This window comes from Marilutibacter spongiae (genome assembly GCF_014145325.1).
GTDB lineage: Bacteria > Pseudomonadota > Gammaproteobacteria > Xanthomonadales > Xanthomonadaceae > Marilutibacter > Marilutibacter spongiae.
Genome location: NZ_JACHTF010000011.1, coordinates 1 through 17,097, shown reverse-complemented (window position 1 = coordinate 17,097; position 17,097 = coordinate 1). Strand labels below are relative to the sequence as shown.

The 17,097-nt window shown below is 70.0% G+C and carries 14 protein-coding genes; 7 read left to right on the top strand and 7 right to left on the bottom strand.

The features are described from left to right. The first annotated feature begins 10 nt into the window (after positions 1–10). The 3 genes from ppx to H4F98_RS10780 all read left to right on the top strand — a co-directional run bounded on the left by ppx (position 11) and on the right by H4F98_RS10780 (position 3,377). Entirely contained in the window at positions 11–1,540 is a 1,530-nt protein-coding gene (gene ppx, locus H4F98_RS10790; RefSeq protein WP_182687563.1) for an exopolyphosphatase, read from the top strand. Between the two features lie 108 nt (positions 1,541–1,648). After that, complete coding sequence (locus H4F98_RS10785; RefSeq protein ID WP_182687561.1) at positions 1,649–2,800, top strand: glycosyltransferase family 4 protein; 1,152 nt, start codon at positions 1,649–1,651, stop codon at positions 2,798–2,800. A gap of 10 nt (positions 2,801–2,810) precedes the next feature. Beyond that, a complete protein-coding gene (locus H4F98_RS10780; protein ID WP_182687559.1) occupies positions 2,811–3,377 on the top strand; it encodes a phosphatase PAP2 family protein in 567 nt (188 codons plus the stop codon). A gap of 6 nt (positions 3,378–3,383) precedes the next feature. Here H4F98_RS10780 and H4F98_RS10775 read toward each other — a convergent pair whose 3' ends face one another. The 5 genes from H4F98_RS10775 to creB form a co-directional block, all read right to left on the bottom strand. After that, positions 3,384–4,310 carry a carbon-nitrogen hydrolase family protein gene (locus H4F98_RS10775; RefSeq protein ID WP_182687557.1) on the bottom strand — a complete coding sequence of 309 codons (927 nt, stop codon included), beginning with the start codon at positions 4,308–4,310 and terminating at the stop codon, positions 3,384–3,386. Next, positions 4,310–4,921 (bottom strand): GNAT family N-acetyltransferase, encoded by a 612-nt coding sequence (locus H4F98_RS10770; RefSeq protein WP_182687555.1) that lies wholly within the window; start codon positions 4,919–4,921, stop codon positions 4,310–4,312. Before H4F98_RS10770 ends, H4F98_RS10775 begins: the two co-directional genes overlap by 1 nt. 129 nt (positions 4,922–5,050) lie before the next feature. Further along, entirely contained in the window at positions 5,051–6,427 is a 1,377-nt protein-coding gene (gene creD, locus H4F98_RS10765) for a cell envelope integrity protein CreD (protein ID WP_182687553.1), read from the bottom strand. Positions 6,428–6,514: 87 nt separating this feature from the next. Beyond that, entirely contained in the window at positions 6,515–7,969 is a 1,455-nt protein-coding gene (creC, locus tag H4F98_RS10760) for a two-component system sensor histidine kinase CreC (RefSeq protein WP_182687551.1), read from the bottom strand. A 21-nt stretch (positions 7,970–7,990) separates the two neighbouring features. After that, positions 7,991–8,683, bottom strand: a complete 693-nt coding sequence (gene creB, locus H4F98_RS10755; RefSeq protein ID WP_182687549.1) for a two-component system response regulator CreB — start codon at positions 8,681–8,683, stop codon at positions 7,991–7,993. A gap of 166 nt (positions 8,684–8,849) precedes the next feature. Between creB and H4F98_RS10750 the strand changes: the two genes are divergently transcribed. Further along, positions 8,850–9,707 (top strand): 23S rRNA (adenine(2030)-N(6))-methyltransferase RlmJ, encoded by an 858-nt coding sequence (locus tag H4F98_RS10750; protein WP_182687752.1) that lies wholly within the window; start codon positions 8,850–8,852, stop codon positions 9,705–9,707. Positions 9,708–9,728: 21 nt separating this feature from the next. Here H4F98_RS10750 and H4F98_RS10745 read toward each other — a convergent pair whose 3' ends face one another. Then, positions 9,729–10,643: a cation diffusion facilitator family transporter gene (locus H4F98_RS10745; protein ID WP_182687750.1), complete on the bottom strand. Its 915-nt coding sequence runs from the start codon at positions 10,641–10,643 to the stop codon at positions 9,729–9,731. Between the two features lie 198 nt (positions 10,644–10,841). On the opposite strand from H4F98_RS10745, the gene H4F98_RS10740 reads away from it, so the two are divergent. Next, on the top strand, positions 10,842–11,405 hold the full coding sequence (locus H4F98_RS10740; protein WP_141517150.1) for a GNAT family N-acetyltransferase: 564 nt from the start codon (positions 10,842–10,844) through the stop codon (positions 11,403–11,405). Positions 11,406–11,605: 200 nt separating this feature from the next. After that, positions 11,606–15,112, top strand: coding sequence for a transcription-repair coupling factor (gene mfd / locus H4F98_RS10735; RefSeq protein ID WP_182687548.1), 3,507 nt, complete (start codon positions 11,606–11,608; stop codon positions 15,110–15,112). Between the two features lie 57 nt (positions 15,113–15,169). Here the strand turns inward: mfd and H4F98_RS10730 are convergent, their stop codons facing one another. Beyond that, positions 15,170–16,333 (bottom strand): integron integrase, encoded by a 1,164-nt coding sequence (locus tag H4F98_RS10730; protein ID WP_182687547.1) that lies wholly within the window; start codon positions 16,331–16,333, stop codon positions 15,170–15,172. Positions 16,334–16,505: 172 nt separating this feature from the next. Between H4F98_RS10730 and H4F98_RS10725 the strand changes: the two genes are divergently transcribed. After that, complete coding sequence (locus H4F98_RS10725; RefSeq protein WP_182687546.1) at positions 16,506–16,931, top strand: hypothetical protein; 426 nt, start codon at positions 16,506–16,508, stop codon at positions 16,929–16,931. Positions 16,932–17,097: the final 166 nt, after the last annotated feature.

The following is a 17,097-nucleotide window of genomic DNA, read 5'->3' as shown; positions in this document are numbered from 1 at the left end:
TCATCTCCGCATGAACGGTTTGTTGCATGCGGCGAGACTGCCCCTCAAGGACGGCGACCTGGTGGCCGCCGTCGACCTGGGCTCCAACAGCTTCCACATGATGGTGTCCCGCTACATGTTGGGGCAATTGCGCACGGTCGACCGGCTGCGCGAGACCGTGCGCCTGGCCGAAGGCCTGGACGGCAAGGGTGGGTTGACCCCCGAGGTGCGTACCCGCGCCTTCGACTGCCTGGCGCGCTTCGGGCAACGCCTGCGCGACATCCCGCCGCAGCGCGTGCGCGCGATCGCGACCAACACCGTGCGCCGGCTGTCGGCGCCGCAGGCCTTCCTGGTGCCGGCCGAGACCGCCCTGGGCCACGCGATCGAGGTGGTGTCCGGCCGCGAGGAGGCGCGACTGATCTACCTCGGCGTGGCCCACGCCCAGCCGCCCAAGCCGCGCCAGCTGCGCCTGGTGATGGACATCGGCGGCGGCTCCACGGAATTCATCATCGGCTCCGGTTTCGAGGCGATCGAGCGCGAGAGCCTGCAGGTCGGCTGCGTGGCCAGCACCCGGCGCTTCTTCGGCAACGGCAAGCTGTCGCGCAAGAAGTGGAACGCGGCCCTGGCCGAGATCAGCGCCGAGTTCCAGCAGTTCGCCAATGCCTACCGCTCGCTCGGCTGGGACGAGGCGATCGGCGCTTCCGGTACCTGCAAGGCGATCGGCGAGATCTGCCGGACGATGAAGCTGACCAAGGGCGCGATCACCGCCGAGGCGCTGCCGCCCCTGCGCGACCGGCTGCTGGAGGCCTCCAGCCTGGACCAGATAGACCTGCCGGGCCTGTCGGCCGAGCGCCGGCCGGTCATCGCCGGCGGCATCCTGATCATGCAGGCGGCCTTCGATGCACTGGGCCTGCAGCGCATGGCCGTCAGCAAGGCGGCGATGCGCGAGGGCGTGCTCTACGACATGGTGGGTCGCGGCGGCGAGCACGATCCGCGCGAGTCCGCGGTGGCCGCGCTCATGCAGCGCTACGGCATCGACGATGCGCAGGCGCGCCGGGTCGAGGCGACCGCGGTGCGGCTGTTCGACCAGGTCGCCGGGGCCTGGGGCATGGACGAGGACGACCGGGTGATGCTGGTCAACGCCGCGCGCCTGCACGAGATCGGCCTGTCCATCGCGCACAGCCAGTACCACGTGCACGGCGCGTACCTGGCCGAACATACCGACATCTCCGGCTTCTCGCGGCAACAGCAGCAGTTCCTCGCCGCGATGATCCGCACGCACCGGCGCCGGATCCCGAAATCCGCCTTCGACGCCCTGCCCGACCGCCTGCTGGCGTCGGCGCGCCACTGTTCGGCGCTGCTGCGGCTGGCCGTCCTGTTGCACCGCTCGCACGAGGCCGACCCGATCCCGCAGCTGGACCTGGTCGCCGAGGGCAACCATCTCGAGCTGACCCTGCCGCGGCGCTGGCTGGAGGCGCGCCCGCTGCTCCAGGCCGACCTGGAGGGCGAATCGGGCGACATCGCCGGCCTGGGCATCTCCTTCGGCTACCACGAGAGCTGAGCGCGCCCCCGGCGCGACCCCAAGCCGGCTTCGTCATCCCCGCGTAACCCCCCTGCCATGGCGCCTACACCTGGCAGGGTGATGCTTCCCCAAACCGGGGAGGCGTGCATGCGCTACACCATCGTCACCGAGACGTATCCGCCCGAGATCAACGGCGTCGCCCTGACGGTGCAGCGCCTCGAGCGCGGGCTGCGGGCCCGTGGCCACCACGTCGAGGTGGTACGCCCCCGCCAGGGGCGCGCCGACCGCGCACTGGCGCACGAGCACCTGGTCACCGGCCTGCCTCTGCCCCGCTATCCCGGCCTGCGCCTGGGCCTGCCGGCCGGCCGCGCGCTCAAGCGCCTGTGGCGGGCCGCGGCGCCCGACGCCGTCTATGTCGCCACCGAGGGGCCGCTGGGCTGGTCGGCCGTCCGCACCGCGCGCCGCCTGGGCATCCCGGCCGCGACCGGCCTGCACACCCGTTTCGACGAGTACATGCGCGACTACGGCGCGGCCATGCTCGAGGGCCCGGCGCTGGCGTGGATGCGCCACTTCCACAACCGCGCCAACGCAACGCTGGTGCCGACGGCCGAACTGGCCGGCTTCCTGCGCGAACGCGGCTTCCGCGACGTCCTGCAGCTGCCGCGCGCGGTGGACACCCAGGCCTTCGATCCCGCGCACCGGGACATGGCGCTGCGTCGCAGCTGGGGCCTGGCCGACGACGCCCTCGCCGTGCTGTACCTGGGCCGCATCGCGGCCGAGAAGAACCTCGACCTGGCGGCGCGCGCCTTCCGAGCGATCCAGGCGCAGCGCCCGGATGCGCGCTTCGTCTGGATCGGCGATGGACCCGAGCGCGCGCGCCTGCAGCGCGACAATCCCGACTTCGTCTTTTGCGGCATGCAGCGTGGCGAGGCCCTCTCGCGACATTGCGCGAGCGGCGACCTGTTCCCGTTCCCGAGCCGCAGCGAAACTTTCGGGAACGTGACCCTGGAAGCCCTCGCCAGCGGGGTGCCGACGGTGGCCTTCGACTACGGCGCCGCGCGCGAGCGCCTGCGCGACGGCCTGGACGGCTTCACCATCGCCGACGGCGACGACGATGCCTTCGTCGCCGCGAGCTGCCGGATCGCCAACGACGATGCCGTGCGCCGGCGCATGGCCGCCGAATGCCGTCGCGGGGTGGCGGCCCTGCGCCCCGAGCAGGTGGCCGCCGACCTGGACGCGATCCTGGAAGGGCTTGTCGACCCCGACACCGTATCCACCGCCATGGCCGGAGCGCCGTGAGGAGATGACGATGCAACGCCTGCCCCTGCACAAACGGCTCATCGACGGTGCCGCCCTGGGCGACTCGGGCTGGTGCCTGCGCGCCAACCGCTGGGGCGAGCGCCGTTCCTGGCCATGCCGCTTCTTCGCCGCCGTCAGCCGCCTGGGCGACGGCGTGTTCTGGTACGTGCTCATGGGCGCGCTGATCGGGTTCGACGGGATCGACGGTCTGGCGGCCTCCGCGCACATGGCCGCGACCGGCGCCATCGCGCTGACCCTCTACAAGGGCCTCAAGCGCTGGACGCGCAGGCCGCGCCCGTTCGCGACCGATCGCCGCATCCACGCGCTGGTCGCACCGCTGGACGAGTTCAGCTTCCCCTCCGGCCACACCCTGCACGCGGTCGCCTTCAGCCTCGTCGCGACCGCCCACTATCCGGCCCTGGCGTGGCTCCTGCTGCCCTTCACCCTCAGCGTGGCCTTGTCGCGGGTGGTGCTGGGGCTGCACTGGCCGAGCGACGTCCTGGCCGCGACCGCCATCGGGATCGGACTGGCGGGCGTTTCGCTGTGGCTGGTGCCGGGCGTCTCGCTGCTGGCCTGAGCGCGCTCAGGCGTCCAGCCCGCACACCCGGGCACGCAGCAGGCCCGGGCGCGCCTGTCCGGGCCAGTCGAGGTCGTTGGCCACCTGGGCCCTGGCGCGGCTGGCCTCGAGCGCGGCGACGTCGAGGTCGGCGATGGCCCAGCGTTCGTCGCCCCGCGTCCGGGCAAGCACGCCATCGGCCGGCAGGCCCGCGTCCATCGGTGCGAAGATCGCTGCTTCGCCGGTGTTGGTATCCAGGGCCGGACTCCAGGGCGCCTCGCCGCTGGTCACCGACTGCACGACGAAGCAGCGGTTTTCCAGCGCGCGCGCCATGCATCCCACGCGTACCCGCGTCGCGCCGGCCTCGGTGTCGGTGCAGCTGGGCACGGCGATGACCCGCGCGCCGGCTTCGCACTGGGCGCGTACCGGCAACGGGAACTCGCTGTCGTAGCAGACCGCGATGCCGAACCGCACCGGCCCCGCCTGGAACACCCGCAGCACGTCGCCCGGGGCGATCACGCCCGCCTGCTTCTCGAAACCGGTCAGCTGCAGCTTGTCCTGCCAGCCATGGCCACCGTCGGGACTGAAATGGTAGCTGCGGTTGCGCCAGCGCCCGTCCCCGAGCCGCAGCAGGAAGCTGCCCGCGGTGACGTGCATGCCGGTCGCCCTCGCCAGGCCGGCGTAGAGCGCCATCCACGCCTGGTGGTGCGCCTGCAAGGCGTCCAGCGAGGCCAGCAGGTCGGCATGCACCGCGGGGGGATGGATCGCAGCGAGTTCGAGCGAGAGGTACTCGGGCAGGACGACCCAACCCGCGCCCTGCTCCCGGGCCTCGTCGAGCCACTCGGCCTGCTTGCGGGCGAAGGCCGCGAAGTCGAAGCCGGTCGCCCGCGGCACCACCCGGTACTTCGCCGCCGCGACCCGCCAGCGACCCGGCACGTCGACACCGCCCCGCATCAGCTTCGCTCCAGCGGTCGCATCCAATACGTCAGTACGTGGTCCATCTCGCCGACGTCGATTTCGTTCCAGGGCAGGCGCACGCTCAGTTCCGGACGCGGGGTGTAGCCACGCTTGCGCCAGAAAGCTTCGTGGCCGCGATGGAACGGCGGCTGGCGCGGATCGCCGGCATCGCGCTGCACCGCGCAGAACGCCGTCCAGCGGAAGCCGCCCAGCGACCTCGCATGCGCCTCGCGCAGGTCGAAGAAGCGATGTCCCAGTCCGCGACCGCGATACGGCGGCAACAGCACCGATTCGCCGAAGTAGAACACCTCCGACGGGGCGATCGGGCCGGCCTCGAACGGCTTGCGGAACGCCACGCTCTCGTCCTGCAACGGCAGGCCGGTGGAGGCGCCCACCACCTTGCCGCCTTCCATCGCGAGCACCGCGATGCTGTGGGCCGACTGCAGGTAGACCTTGAGGTAGGACGCCTCGTAACGGGCGTCGCCTTCGTAGAGATAGGGCCACTGGCGGAACACCTCGATGCGCAGGCGCGCGAGGTCGACGACGTGGGCCTGTATGGCCGCGCCCGAGAGGACCCGGGTCTGGATGTCGCGCGATGCCGTGTTCATCCGCGAATTCTAGGGGCTGTGCGCCCCGTCACGGAACCGTTGGCGCCGCCGGGGCGACCGGTCATGCGCCTGCGGTCCCGCCAAGCCCGGTGCCGGCGCGTCGCCACGCCGGCACCGGAGCCGCTCCGGCTAGGCGCGCGGCAGCGGCGGCACGCTCCCGCCGGCAAGCTGGTACCAGTCCACCTTGCGGGTGATCGCCATCAGGCCGGCGAGGATCACGAACAACAGGCCCGCTCCGAGCACCAGCGCATTGTCCTCCGAGACCAGCAGGCCGTAGAGCGCGGCGTACAGGGTCGCCAGCATGGCCGCGAATCCCCAGCCACGCAGCGCGCTCTGCAGCACCGCGACCAGGTAGAAGCCGATCAGGCCGATGCAGGCCACGCTGGCGACGAGGTAGGCCCAGGCGAAGTCGATGTGTTCGCTCAGGCTGACCAGGAGCAGGAAGAAGATGGCCAGGGCAAGGCCGACCAGGCCGTACTGGATCGGGTGGATGCGCAGGTGCTTGACCAGTTCGAAGATGAAGAAGCCCACGAAGGTCAGCAGGACGAACAGCAGGCCGTACTTGCTCGCCCGGTCCGCCTGCGAGTACACGTTCACCGGTTCCACCAGCGCGACTTCGACCGCGTCAAGCGGCCCGCGCCCGCGCGTCCCGTCCAGGTCGGCGTCGCTGCCGGCGCCGACGCTGCCCGGCAGGCGCCGGCCTTCGCGATACTGGCGCTGCGCGTTGGTGGCCACCGAGGCGACCTGCCAGCGGGCGTCGAAGCCGCTCGCGCCGATGTCGCGGGTGCGCGGCAGGAAGCTGCCGCTGAAGCGGGGATGCGGCCAGGTCGACGCGACCACGAAGCTGTTCTGCTTGCCCAGCGGCACCAGTGACAGCGACTCGGTACCGCCCAGCGTGAACGCCAGGCGCGTGTCCAATGCGAGGGTGCTGCCGGCAGTGGGCACCGGCAGGCGCGCGTGCACGCCATTGCCGCCATCACCGCCCAGGCCGTCTTCGACCTCGAGCGTCCGTCCGTCGACCTGCAGCACCGGCGGTTCCAGCAGGCCGCGCACGTCGGCGAAGCCGTAGTCGAGCCACGGCCGGCCAATCCGGCGCCGGACATCGGGATCGGTGCCGGGGATCGTCGCCCGGAAGCGCGCCTTCGCCACGCCGTCCCATTCGTAGACGCGCACCTCGTGCAGGCCCAGGCGACGGGTATCGGGCCGCATCGGTCCGCCGACCTCCAGCGTCTCGGGGAAGAACAGCCAACGGCCCGTCCGCTCGCGCTCCACGCGCCGCGGCACGCCGCCCTCGTCCTTCTCCTCCACCCAGACCGTATCGGTGTAGGGCACCACCAGCACCGGCCCCGAGAAGGCCTGCGTGCCGGCATAGCTCCGCGCCACCTCCTGCACTGCCTGCACGCGGTACGCCTGGCGCTCCTGGATCACCCCCCGGATCATCGTCAACGGCACCAGGATGGCGAGCGTCATGCCCGCCACCAGCAGAATCTTCATCCACAAACGCATGTCGTCCTCCCATAGTCGCGACCGGCGCAGGATCGCGGGTCGATGGGGGCTGGCGGAGGCGCGACGGTGAAGCGGCGGTGAAGCCGGCTAGCGCGTCGCCGTCGGCAGGCTCAAGCGGGCGATCGCGCCGCCGCCGTCGCGGTTGGCCAGGCTGGCTTCGCCGCCATGCAGGGCGGCGACCTCGGCGACGAAGCACAGGCCCAGCCCGCTGCTGCGGCTGCCGCCTTCGGGTCGGGCCAGGGAATAGAACCGCTCGAACACGCGGTCCAGCGCATAGCCGGGGATCCCGGGGCCGCGGTCGCGGACCTCAACCACGGCCCGGTCGCCCGCACGGCTCGCCACCAGTTCGATCCGGCTGCCCCGCGGCGCGAAATCCGCGGCGTTCTCGAGCAGGTTCACCAAGGCCTGGCGCAGCAGGAACGCATCGCCGCGCACGCTCACGGCGGCCTCCGGGAGTTCCATATGGCACTCGACCCCGGCCTGGTCGAGGCCGGGCCGCGCCAGCTCGAGGGCGTCGCGCAGCACATCGCCCAGCTCCAGTGGGCGCGGGTCGTCCAGTTGCCGGCGGTGCTCGACCGATGCCAGCGCCAGCAGCTTGTCGATCATCAGGGCCAGGCGCTCGCTCTGCCGGCGGATGCGCGCGGCGAAGCGACGCCGGTCGGCCTCGCCCATCGGCGTACCGCCCTCCTCGTCGCCCTCGAGCAGCTCGGCGCTGCCGCGGATCGCCGCCAGCGGGCTCTTCATCTCGTGGGTCAGCGCATGCACGTACTGCTCGACGTACTGTTTGCCTTCCAGGCGCGTGCGCATGGTTTCCAGGGCGTCGCCCAGGGCCTGGAACTCGCCGCTGGCGCGTGGTGGCGGCACGCGCTCGCCGGCGGTCACCGCGTCGGCGTATCGCTGCAGGCCGCGCAGCTGCCGCGACAGCCAGCCCGCCGCGACCAGTCCGACCAACAGCGCCACGCCGAGCAGCAGCAGGCCCCAGCGCAGGACCACGCCCTGGCTGCGCGCGATGAACGGCGCGATCGTACGGTTGGGCTTGGCCACGGTCAGCACGCCGACGATCGCCCCGTCGGCATCGCGGATCGGCGCGGCCACGTGCATGACGGTCGAATCCGGATCGCCCGGATCCTCCGGGCTGGAGCGGGCGCCGTAGCGTCCACGCAGGGTCAGGTAGACATCGTTCCAGCGCGAGTAGTCGCGTCCCAGGTCGCGCCCCTGGCTGTCGAACACGACGATGCCGCGGGCGTCGGTGACGTAGACGCGGTACTGCGCGGCGCGCTTGCCGAAACCCCAGATCTCCGCGCCCAGGTCGCGCCGGCCCAGTGCACGGATGCGCGTGGCGAAGCGTCCGTCGTTGATGCGCCCGGCGAGGAAGTCGTCGGTGGCCAACTCCGCCAGCACGTTGGCGCTGTCGACCAGGGTGTCCTCCATCGCCTGCCGCACGCCCGGCTTCACCTCGGCCAGGAATACGCGGGCCAGCAGCAGCCCGGCGACCGCGACGATCAGGAAATACCCCAGGAAAATCCGCAGGCCGATCTTCATGGCGTCCGCACCGAGGCCACCTCAGCCCGCGTCGCGGTCGAGGTCGAGCGAATAGCCCAGCCCGCGATGGGTGCGAATGGCATCGAAGTCGCCCTCGCCACGCGCTTCGCGCAACTTGGCACGCAGGGTCTTGACGTGGGTGTCGACGGTACGGTCGCCGCTCTCCAGTGCATCGCCCCATACCCGGTCCATCAACTGCGCGCGCGAAAGCACCGCGCCGGGGCGCTGCAGCAGCGCGGCCAGCAGGCCGTACTCGTAGCGGGTGAGGTCGAGCAACTGGCCGCGGTAGCGGATGCGGCGCCCCTCCAGGTCGTGCTCGAAACCGCCCACGGACGCAGTGGGCCCGTCCTGCCGCTGGCCGCGACGCAGGACCACGCGCACGCGCGCGACCAGTTCGCGGGGCGAGAACGGCTTGGTGACGTAGTCGTCGGCGCCCAGCTCGAGTCCGAGTATTCGATCGATCTCCGCGTTCTGCGCGGTCAGGAAGATCACCGGGAGGTCGCGATGCCGGCGCAGGCGGCGGCAAAGGTCCAGGCCGCTCATGTCGGGCAGCCCGATGTCGAGGATCGCGAGCTGGTGGCGCCCCGGCACGGCCATCGCCTCGGCATGTCCCGCGGTCGGCGCATGGTCGACCCCGAAACCGGCCGCCTCCAGGGCGTAGCGAACGGTTTCGGCGATGTCGGTTTCGTCTTCGACCAGGAGTACTCGGGGCATGGCGCAGGTGGGGAATGGGGAATGGGGAATGGGGAATGGGGAATGGGGAATGGGGAATGGGGCCAGCATATCCGCCGGCCCATGGGGTATGCACCCCGCTCGCCGGCCCATCGACACTTGCGTGGCCGGAGCCCGTAGGATGGACATCCTGCCGACGGACCCGCCGATGAACTACCGCCACGCCTTCCACGCCGGCAACCACGCCGATGTCATCAAGCATGTCGTGCTGCTCGCCGTCTGCGACGCCTTGTGCGCCAAGCCGACCCCGGTGTTTGCCGTCGACACCCACGCCGGGCGCGGCCTGTATCGCCTGGATGCCGAGGCGGCGCGGCGTACCGCCGAAGCCGATGGCGGCATCGGTCGCCTGCTTGCGAGCGCGCGCCAGGTCGCGCCGGTGGAGCGCTACCTGCAGGCGGTGCAGGCCTGCCGCATGGCGCATGGCGCGGATGCCTACCCCGGCTCGCCCTGGCTGCTCGCCCATGCCCTGCGCGAACAGGACCGGATCGCCGCCTGCGAGCTGCAGGCCGAAGAAGCCCAGGCCCTGAAGACGGTATTCGCCGACGACCGCCGCGTCGCGGTGCATGCGCGCGACGGTTACGGCGCGCTCAAGGCCCTGCTGCCTCCGCGGATCGGCGAGACCCGCTTCGCGCGAGGCCTGGTCCTGATCGATCCACCTTACGAGGCACAGCTGGAAGAGTTCGACCACGCCCTCGCGGCCCTCCGGCAGTCACTGGAGCGCTGGCCGCAGGGCGTCTACATGTTGTGGTATCCGATCAAGCGCCGGCGCGCCCTGCAGCCGTTCTTCCGCCGCGCCTCCACCCTGCCGGCGAAGGCCTCGCTGGTCGCCGAACTGATGGTCCACCCCGACGATTCGCCCCTTCGCATGAACGGCAGCGGTCTGCTCGTGCTCAACCCGCCTTGGCACCTCGACGACACCTTGCGGGCCGCGCTCAAGCCGCTCGCCGGCACCCTGGGCGAAGCGGGCGCCTCGTGGCGGGTGGACTGGCTGAAGGCCGCCGGCTGAGCAGGCGGCCCCGGATCAGGGTCAGATCCCGGCCTTGATGTCGGGCTCGAAGAAGCTCCAGCGGATGTCGGGGAAGGCCTCCTTCATGCCGCGTTCGACCGTGTTGATCTGCTCGACCAGGCCGCGTGCGTCCGCGGCGCCCTGCATCTGCGCCTGCACCGAGACCAGCATGTCGTTGCCCAGCTGCAGCGTGATCAGGCTGATCAGGCGGCCGATCTCCGGGCGCGATTCCAGGTAGGCACGGATCTGCCGTTGGCGCTCCGGGTCGACGCTCTGGCCGATCAGCATCGCCTTGACCTCCACCGCCACCAGCACCGCGATCACGATCAGCAGCACGCCGATGCCGATGGTGCCGATCGCGTCCCAGATGGGGTTGCCGGTCACCACCGCCAGCACCACCGCGACCAGCGCGAACATCAGGCCAAGCAGCGCCGCGAGGTCTTCGCCGAAGATCACCACCAGCTCGCTCTGCCGGCTTTCGCGGAACCATTGCCAGAGGCCGCGGCCGGCGCGTGACTTGTTGACCTCCTGCATGCAGGCGCGCATCGAAATCCCCTCGACGATGATGCCGAAGATCAGGACGCCCACGGCCCACCACCACTGCCTGAGCTCTTCGGGGTGCTGCAGCTTGTGGATGCCCTCGTAGAGCGAGAACATGCCGCCGACGGTGAACAGCATCACCGCCACCAGGAACGACCAGAAGTAGATCGCCTTGCCGTAGCCCAGCGGATACTCCGGCGAGGCCGGCCTGCGCGCCTGTTTCATGCCCAGCAGGAGCAGGCCCTGGTTGCCGCAATCGGCCAGGGAGTGGACGGTCTCGGCGAGCATCGCGCCGGAACCGGTAAAGAACGCCGCTACGCCCTTGGCGACCGCGATCGCGAAATTGGCGCCCAGGGCGAAGAAGATCGCGCGGGTCGAGTCACCACCACCGGCCATGATCACATTCCATGCATTGAGGCTGCGCGAGTCTAGCATTGCCGGGGGCGTTTCCATGGCCCCGGCAGCGGCGCGGCGTCCGCTTTTTCGGGCCCGGCGCGTTGTCCCGCAACAAGGGTGGGCGTCCGGCTCCCCGCCATCGAGAAGGTGATCGCCAGATGAAGATGTCGTCCACCCCTCATGTGCCAAGATCCCGCCATGGCTACGCGTGACCGCCTGCCGCCATGGCATGAGCTCCAGCGCCTCCCCAACGGGCGCGAGGTGCTCATACGCCCGATCCGCCCCGAGGACGCGGGCCCCATCCGCGCCGCCTTCGGCCTGCTGCAGCCCGAAGAAGTCCGCCAGCGTTTCCTGCACACGATGAAGGAACTCTCGCCGGACGCTGCCGAGCGCTTCACCCGGATCAACCCCAAGACCGAGTTCGCCCTGGTGGCCGCCGAACCGCTGCCGCCCGGCGAGGCCCTGGTGGGCGCGGTCGCCCGGATCGTGCTCGACCCGGACGCGCACAACGCCGAGTTCGCGATCCTGGTGAGCCATTACATCGCCGGCATGGGACTGGGGCGCTACCTGATGACGCGCATCGTCAAATGGGCCCGAGGCAAGCACGTCCGGCACGTCTATGGCGACGTGCTCGAGCACAACCTGCCGATGTTGCAACTGGCCGAGTCGCTGGGCTTCGTGCGCCACCAGCAGCAGGACGCGCCAGGCCTGGTGCGGGTCATCCTCGACCTCAGCCCGACGCCGCTGCAAGCCGCTTCCTGAGGGGCGCTGACCGACTCGCCCGCGACCGGGACCGCATGCCCCCATCACCGGGCCGCCAGGCAGGGCCCTGATCGGCGCTTGAACCGGTACGGCCGCACCGCCCGGTTGCCGCGACCGGCGCGGTAAACTGCGCGATCCGTCATGCGCGCGGGGCAGCCTGCTGCCCCGCGCCGTCGCCGTTTCCATCCCCCGCCCTGCCGATGCCCCGCTCCGACGACCGTCCCACCGCCGTACCGTCCCCGCCCCTGCCCCGCCCCGGCCAGCAACGTGCCTGGTGGCGCGCCCCTGCGTCTGCGTCCGCGCTGGCCTGGCATGTCGCGCAGGCGGCGCGGGCCCATGACGGCCCCGTGCTCGCGGTGGCGCGCGACAACCACGGCGCCCACCAGTTGGAAGCGGACCTGCGCACCCTGCTCGGCGCGGATTCGGCGGCGGGCGGCACGCTGCCGGTCCTGCCGTTCCCGGACTGGGAAACGCTGCCCTACGACGTCTTCAGCCCGCATCCGGACATCGTCAGCCAGCGCCTGTCGGCCCTGCACCGCCTGCCCGGCCTGCGCCGCGGCATCGTCGTGGTCCCGGTACAGACCCTCATGCAGCGCCTGGCACCGAAGCGCCACATCGTCGGCGGGAGCTTCGACGTCGCCCTGGGCCAGCGCCTGGACCTGGACGCGGAAAAACGACGCCTGGAGTCGGCCGGTTACCGCCATGTCCCACAGGTCCTGGACCCGGGCGATTTCGCGGTGCGCGGCGGCCTGCTCGACGTGTTCCCGATGGGCGCCGAGCAACCCTTCCGCGTGGAACTGTTGGATGACGAGATCGACACCATCCGCGGCTTCGACCCGGAAACCCAGCGCTCGCTGGAGAAGATCGACGGCGTGCACCTGCTCCCCGGCCGCGAGATGCCGCTCGACGAGGCGTCGCTCAAGCGCGTGCTCGACACCATGCGCGAACGCTTCGACCTCGACACGCGGCGCAGCGCGCTCTACCAGGACCTCAAGGCCGGCCTCGCGCCCTCGGGCGTGGAGTACTACCTGCCGCTGTTCTTCGACCAGACCGCGACCCTGCTGGACTACTTCGGCGACGACACGCTGCCGTTGCTGGGCGAAGGCGTCATCGAGGCCGCCGACGCTTTCTGGAAGCAGACCGCGGAGCGCCACGAACAACGGCGCCACGACATCGAGCGGCCGGTGCTGCCGCCGGCCGAGCTGTACCTGTCGCCCGACGCCCTGCGCGAACAGCTCAACACCGCGCCGCAGACCGGCGGCCGCCGCATCGAGATCTGCGGCGAGACGCATCCGCAGCGCGAGCGCGCCATGGCGCTGGGCGACCAGCCCGCGCCGCCGCTGCCGGTGGTCGCGCGCGACCACGCGCCCGGCGAGGCGCTGGTGTCGTTCCTGTCCAGCTACCCGGGACGCGTGCTGGTGGCCGCCGACTCGCCGGGCCGGCGCGAGGCGCTGCTGGAAGTCCTCGATGCCGCCCGCTTGAAGCCCGACGTGGTGGCAGACTGGCCCGCCTTCCTCGCCGGCGACATGCGTTTCGCGATCGCCGTCGCCCCGCTGGACGATGGCTTCGCGCTCGACACGCCGCAACTCGCCGTCCTCACCGAGCGCCAGCTGTTCCCCGAGCGCGCCAGCCAGCCGCGGCGGCGCCGGCGCGCGGGGCGCGAGCCCGACGCGATCATCCGCGACCTGGGCGAGCTCACCGAAGGCGCGCCGATCGTCCACGAAGACCACGGCGTCGGCCGCTATCGCGGCCTGGTGCTGCTCGAGGCCGGCGGCGAGCCCGGTGAATACCTGGAGATCGAGTACGCCAAGGGCGACCGCCTCTACGTGCCGGTCGGCCAGCTGCACCTGATCAACCGCTACTCCGGCGCCTCCGTCGAGACCGCGCCGCTGCACTCGCTTGGCGGCGAGCAGTGGACGAAGGCGAAGAAGAAGGCCGCCGAGAAGGTCCGCGACGTCGCCGCCGAACTGCTAGAGATCCAGGCCAAGCGCCAGGCCCGCGCCGGCCTCGCGATCGACGTCGACCGCGCGATGTACGAACCCTTCGCCGCGGCCTTCCCTTTCGAAGAAACGCCCGACCAGCACGCCGCGATCGAAGCGGTCATCCGCGACCTGGGCTCCAGCCAGCCGATGGACCGCGTGGTCTGCGGCGACGTCGGCTTCGGCAAGACCGAAGTGGCGGTGCGCGCGGCCTTCGTCGCCGCCAGCGCGGGTCGCCAGGTGGCCCTGCTGGTGCCGACCACCCTGCTCGCCGAACAGCATTACCGCAACTTCCGCGACCGCTTCGCCGACTGGCCGCTGCGCGTGGAAGTCCTGTCGCGCTTCAAGACCACCAAGGAAATCAAGGCCGAGCTGGACAAGCTCGCCGACGGTCAGATCGACGTGATCGTCGGCACCCACCGGCTGCTGCAGAAGGACGTACGCTTCAAGGACCTGGGCCTGGTCATCGTCGACGAGGAACAGCGTTTCGGCGTTCGCCAGAAGGAGGCGCTCAAGGCCCTGCGCGCCAACGTGCACCTGCTCACCCTCACCGCGACGCCGATCCCGCGCACGCTCAACATGGCCATGGCGGGCCTGCGCGACCTGAGCATCATCGCCACCCCGCCCGAGCACCGCCTGGCCGTGCAGACCTTCGTCGTGCCCTGGGACGATGCCCAGCTTCGCGAAGCCTTCCAGCGCGAGCTTGCGCGCGGCGGCCAGGTCTACTTCCTGCACAACGACGTCGAGAGCATCGGCCGCATGCAGCGCGAGCTGCAGGCGCTCGTTCCGGACGCGCGCATCGGCATCGCCCATGGCCAGATGCCCGAGCGCGAACTCGAGAAGGTCATGCTCGACTTCCACAAACAACGCTTCAATGTGCTGTTGTGCACGACCATCATCGAGTCCGGCATCGACATCCCGAACGCGAACACGATCATCATGAACCGCGCCGACAAGTTCGGCCTCGCCCAGCTGCACCAGCTGCGCGGCCGCGTCGGTCGCTCGCACCATCGGGCCTACGCCTACCTGGTGATCCCCGACCAGCGCTCGATCACCGCCGACGCGCAGAAGCGCCTGGAGGCGATCGCCTCGATGGACGAACTCGGCGCCGGCTTCACCCTGGCCACCCACGACCTCGAGATCCGGGGCGCGGGCGAGCTGCTGGGCGAGGACCAGAGCGGACAGATGGCCGAGGTCGGCTTCAGCCTCTACACGGAACTGCTCGAACGTGCCGTGCACTCCATCCGCCAGGGCAAGCTCCCCGACGTGGACGGCACCGAGTCGCGCGGCGCCGAGATCGAGCTGCACATCCCGGCCCTGATCCCGGACGATTACCTGCCCGACGTCCATACCCGCCTGACCCTGTACAAGCGCATCAGCGGCGCCCGCGACGCCGACGCGCTGCGGGAACTCCAGGTGGAGATGATCGACCGCTTCGGCCTGCTGCCCGATGCCGCCAAGCACCTGTTCGCCATCGCCGAACTCAAACTGGACGCCACCCGGCTGGGCATCCGCAAGCTCGACCTGGGCGAGAACGGCGGCCGCGTGCAGTTCGTCGAGAAGCCCGACGTCGACCCGATGGCCATCATCAAACTGATCCAGGGCCAGCCCAGGCACTACCAGATGGACGGTCCGGACAAGCTGAAACTGAAGCTCGAGTTGCCCGATGCGCTCTCGCGCCTCGCCGCGGCCAAGGGCCTGCTGCTGATGCTGGGCAAGGGCGGCTGAGGCTGAGCACGCCGCCCACCGGAGCGCTTGCGTGGCCCCGTGGCGTTGGGGTGCACCTCAAGCCAGGGCATCGACCGCGGGTGACGACAGGGATGGTGGCGCTTGGGCACCAGCCACACAGGGTGCCGGCCCCTCGGCCACGCCGGCTCGGTCCAACGGACTGAGCACGCCGCCCGCGCCACGGCCCAGCACATGGGTGTAGACCTGGGTCGTGGCCACGTCCTTGTGTCCCATCAGTGCCTGCACCGTGCGGATGTCCTGTCCGGCGTCCAGCAGGTGGGTCGCGAACGAGTGCCGCAGGGTGTGGCAGCTGGCCGGCTTCGCGATGCCCGCCCGGTCGCGCGCGGCACGGAACGCGCGTTGCAGCACCGACTCGTCGACATGATGCCGGCGCCTGAGGTTCGTGCGGGGATCGCGGGACAGTCGCGCCGCCGGGAACAGGTATTGCCAGCCCAGGGTGAACCCGGCATTCGGATACTTCCGCTCCAGCGCATGCGGCAGGTGGACGCCGGCGACACCTGCCAGGCGGTCCTGCCCATGCAACACCTTCACTTTGTCGCGTTGCCGCTGCAGGTCCAACTTCAAGCGCTGCGGCAATGGCACGCGACGGTCCTTGCCGCCTTTTCCGTCGCGCACGCATATCTCATTGCAGTCGAAGTCCACGTCCTTCACCCGCAGGCGATGGCATTCCATCAGCCGCATGCCCGTGCCGTACATCAGCGCGGCCACCAGCCAGCACTGCCCATCGAGGAGCGCCAGCAGGCGTCCCACCTCCTCTCGCGACAACACCACCGGCAAGCGCGACGGCCGCTTCGCCCGGACCACCGATTCCATCCATTCCAGCTCGATCCCCAGCACCTGCCGATACAGGAAGAGCAAGGCGGAAAGCGCCTGGTTCTGCGTGCTGGCCGCCACCCGTCCCTTCACCGCCAGCTGCGTCAGGAAGGCCTCCACCTCCTTGCGGCCCATGTCCCTGGGATGACGCTTGCCATTGGCCAGGATGAAGCGCCGCGCCCACTCCACGTATGCCCGCTCCGTGCGGACGCTGTAATGCATCACCCGGCAACGCGCACGCAACCGGTCCAGCAGCCGCGGCGCCCCGGGAAGCGGGTCACGAGCAAGCGCCAAGCCAGTGGATCGCCCACCCGGCGCAACCGCCTCCGCCCGTCCCTGCAGCCTTTCACTCCCGATTAGCACCCCATTTTCGAGCGTCCTTGCCATACCGCCTCCAATTCGCCTGATATCCAGGAAGCATCGGCTTGGAGCAAGTCGACTACAATCATCCAAGTCCTTGAATACCTGTAGGATTTGTCTGATTGACGCCACAGCCGGCGCCGACCCACAATCCGTTATCACCCCATTTTTGGGGTCTACTTGGTGTTAGGGCTCAATTGTGGCTTCAGATGATCTCAACGCGCTTTACAACGAAGCCCGTGGCTTTGCCGAGTACATGTTGCTCACGCACGGAGAGTTCATTCCATTTGGCGTCCAGATGAGCCGCGACGGAAAAATTGCACAGGTCGCTGGTGACCTTGGCACAGAGCATCCGAAGTCAGCTGAGATGGTTGAGTTTCTTCAATCCTCGTTTGCTCAATCCGCCATTTCTGGTGCTATCCGGGCGGCTGGTGTCTGCCTGGACATGTACGTGGTGCCACCCGGGCAGCAGCAAAAGACTGACGCCATCTGTACAAGACTGGCTCATATCTCTGGTGAGGCAGTGGAGGTCTTTGTGCCGTATTCTCGTGACTCTCACGGGGCCTTTCAGCTTGGCCAGCCGTTCGCAGCAGCGGCCGGTGATTTTAAGCTGGTTGAGCCCTAACAATTCGTGTATGGACTCCTCCGTCAAGCAGGGCTGCCGTAGCTGATCTTCGATCGTCGGGAAGTGGTGCGGTTGCAGTCGTGTATTCGGCCTTGGGGTGGACGTTGATCGTCCGGGCCATCATGGAATCCGCGGCGCAGGGGCCTATCGTTCAAGCGGCCTGATG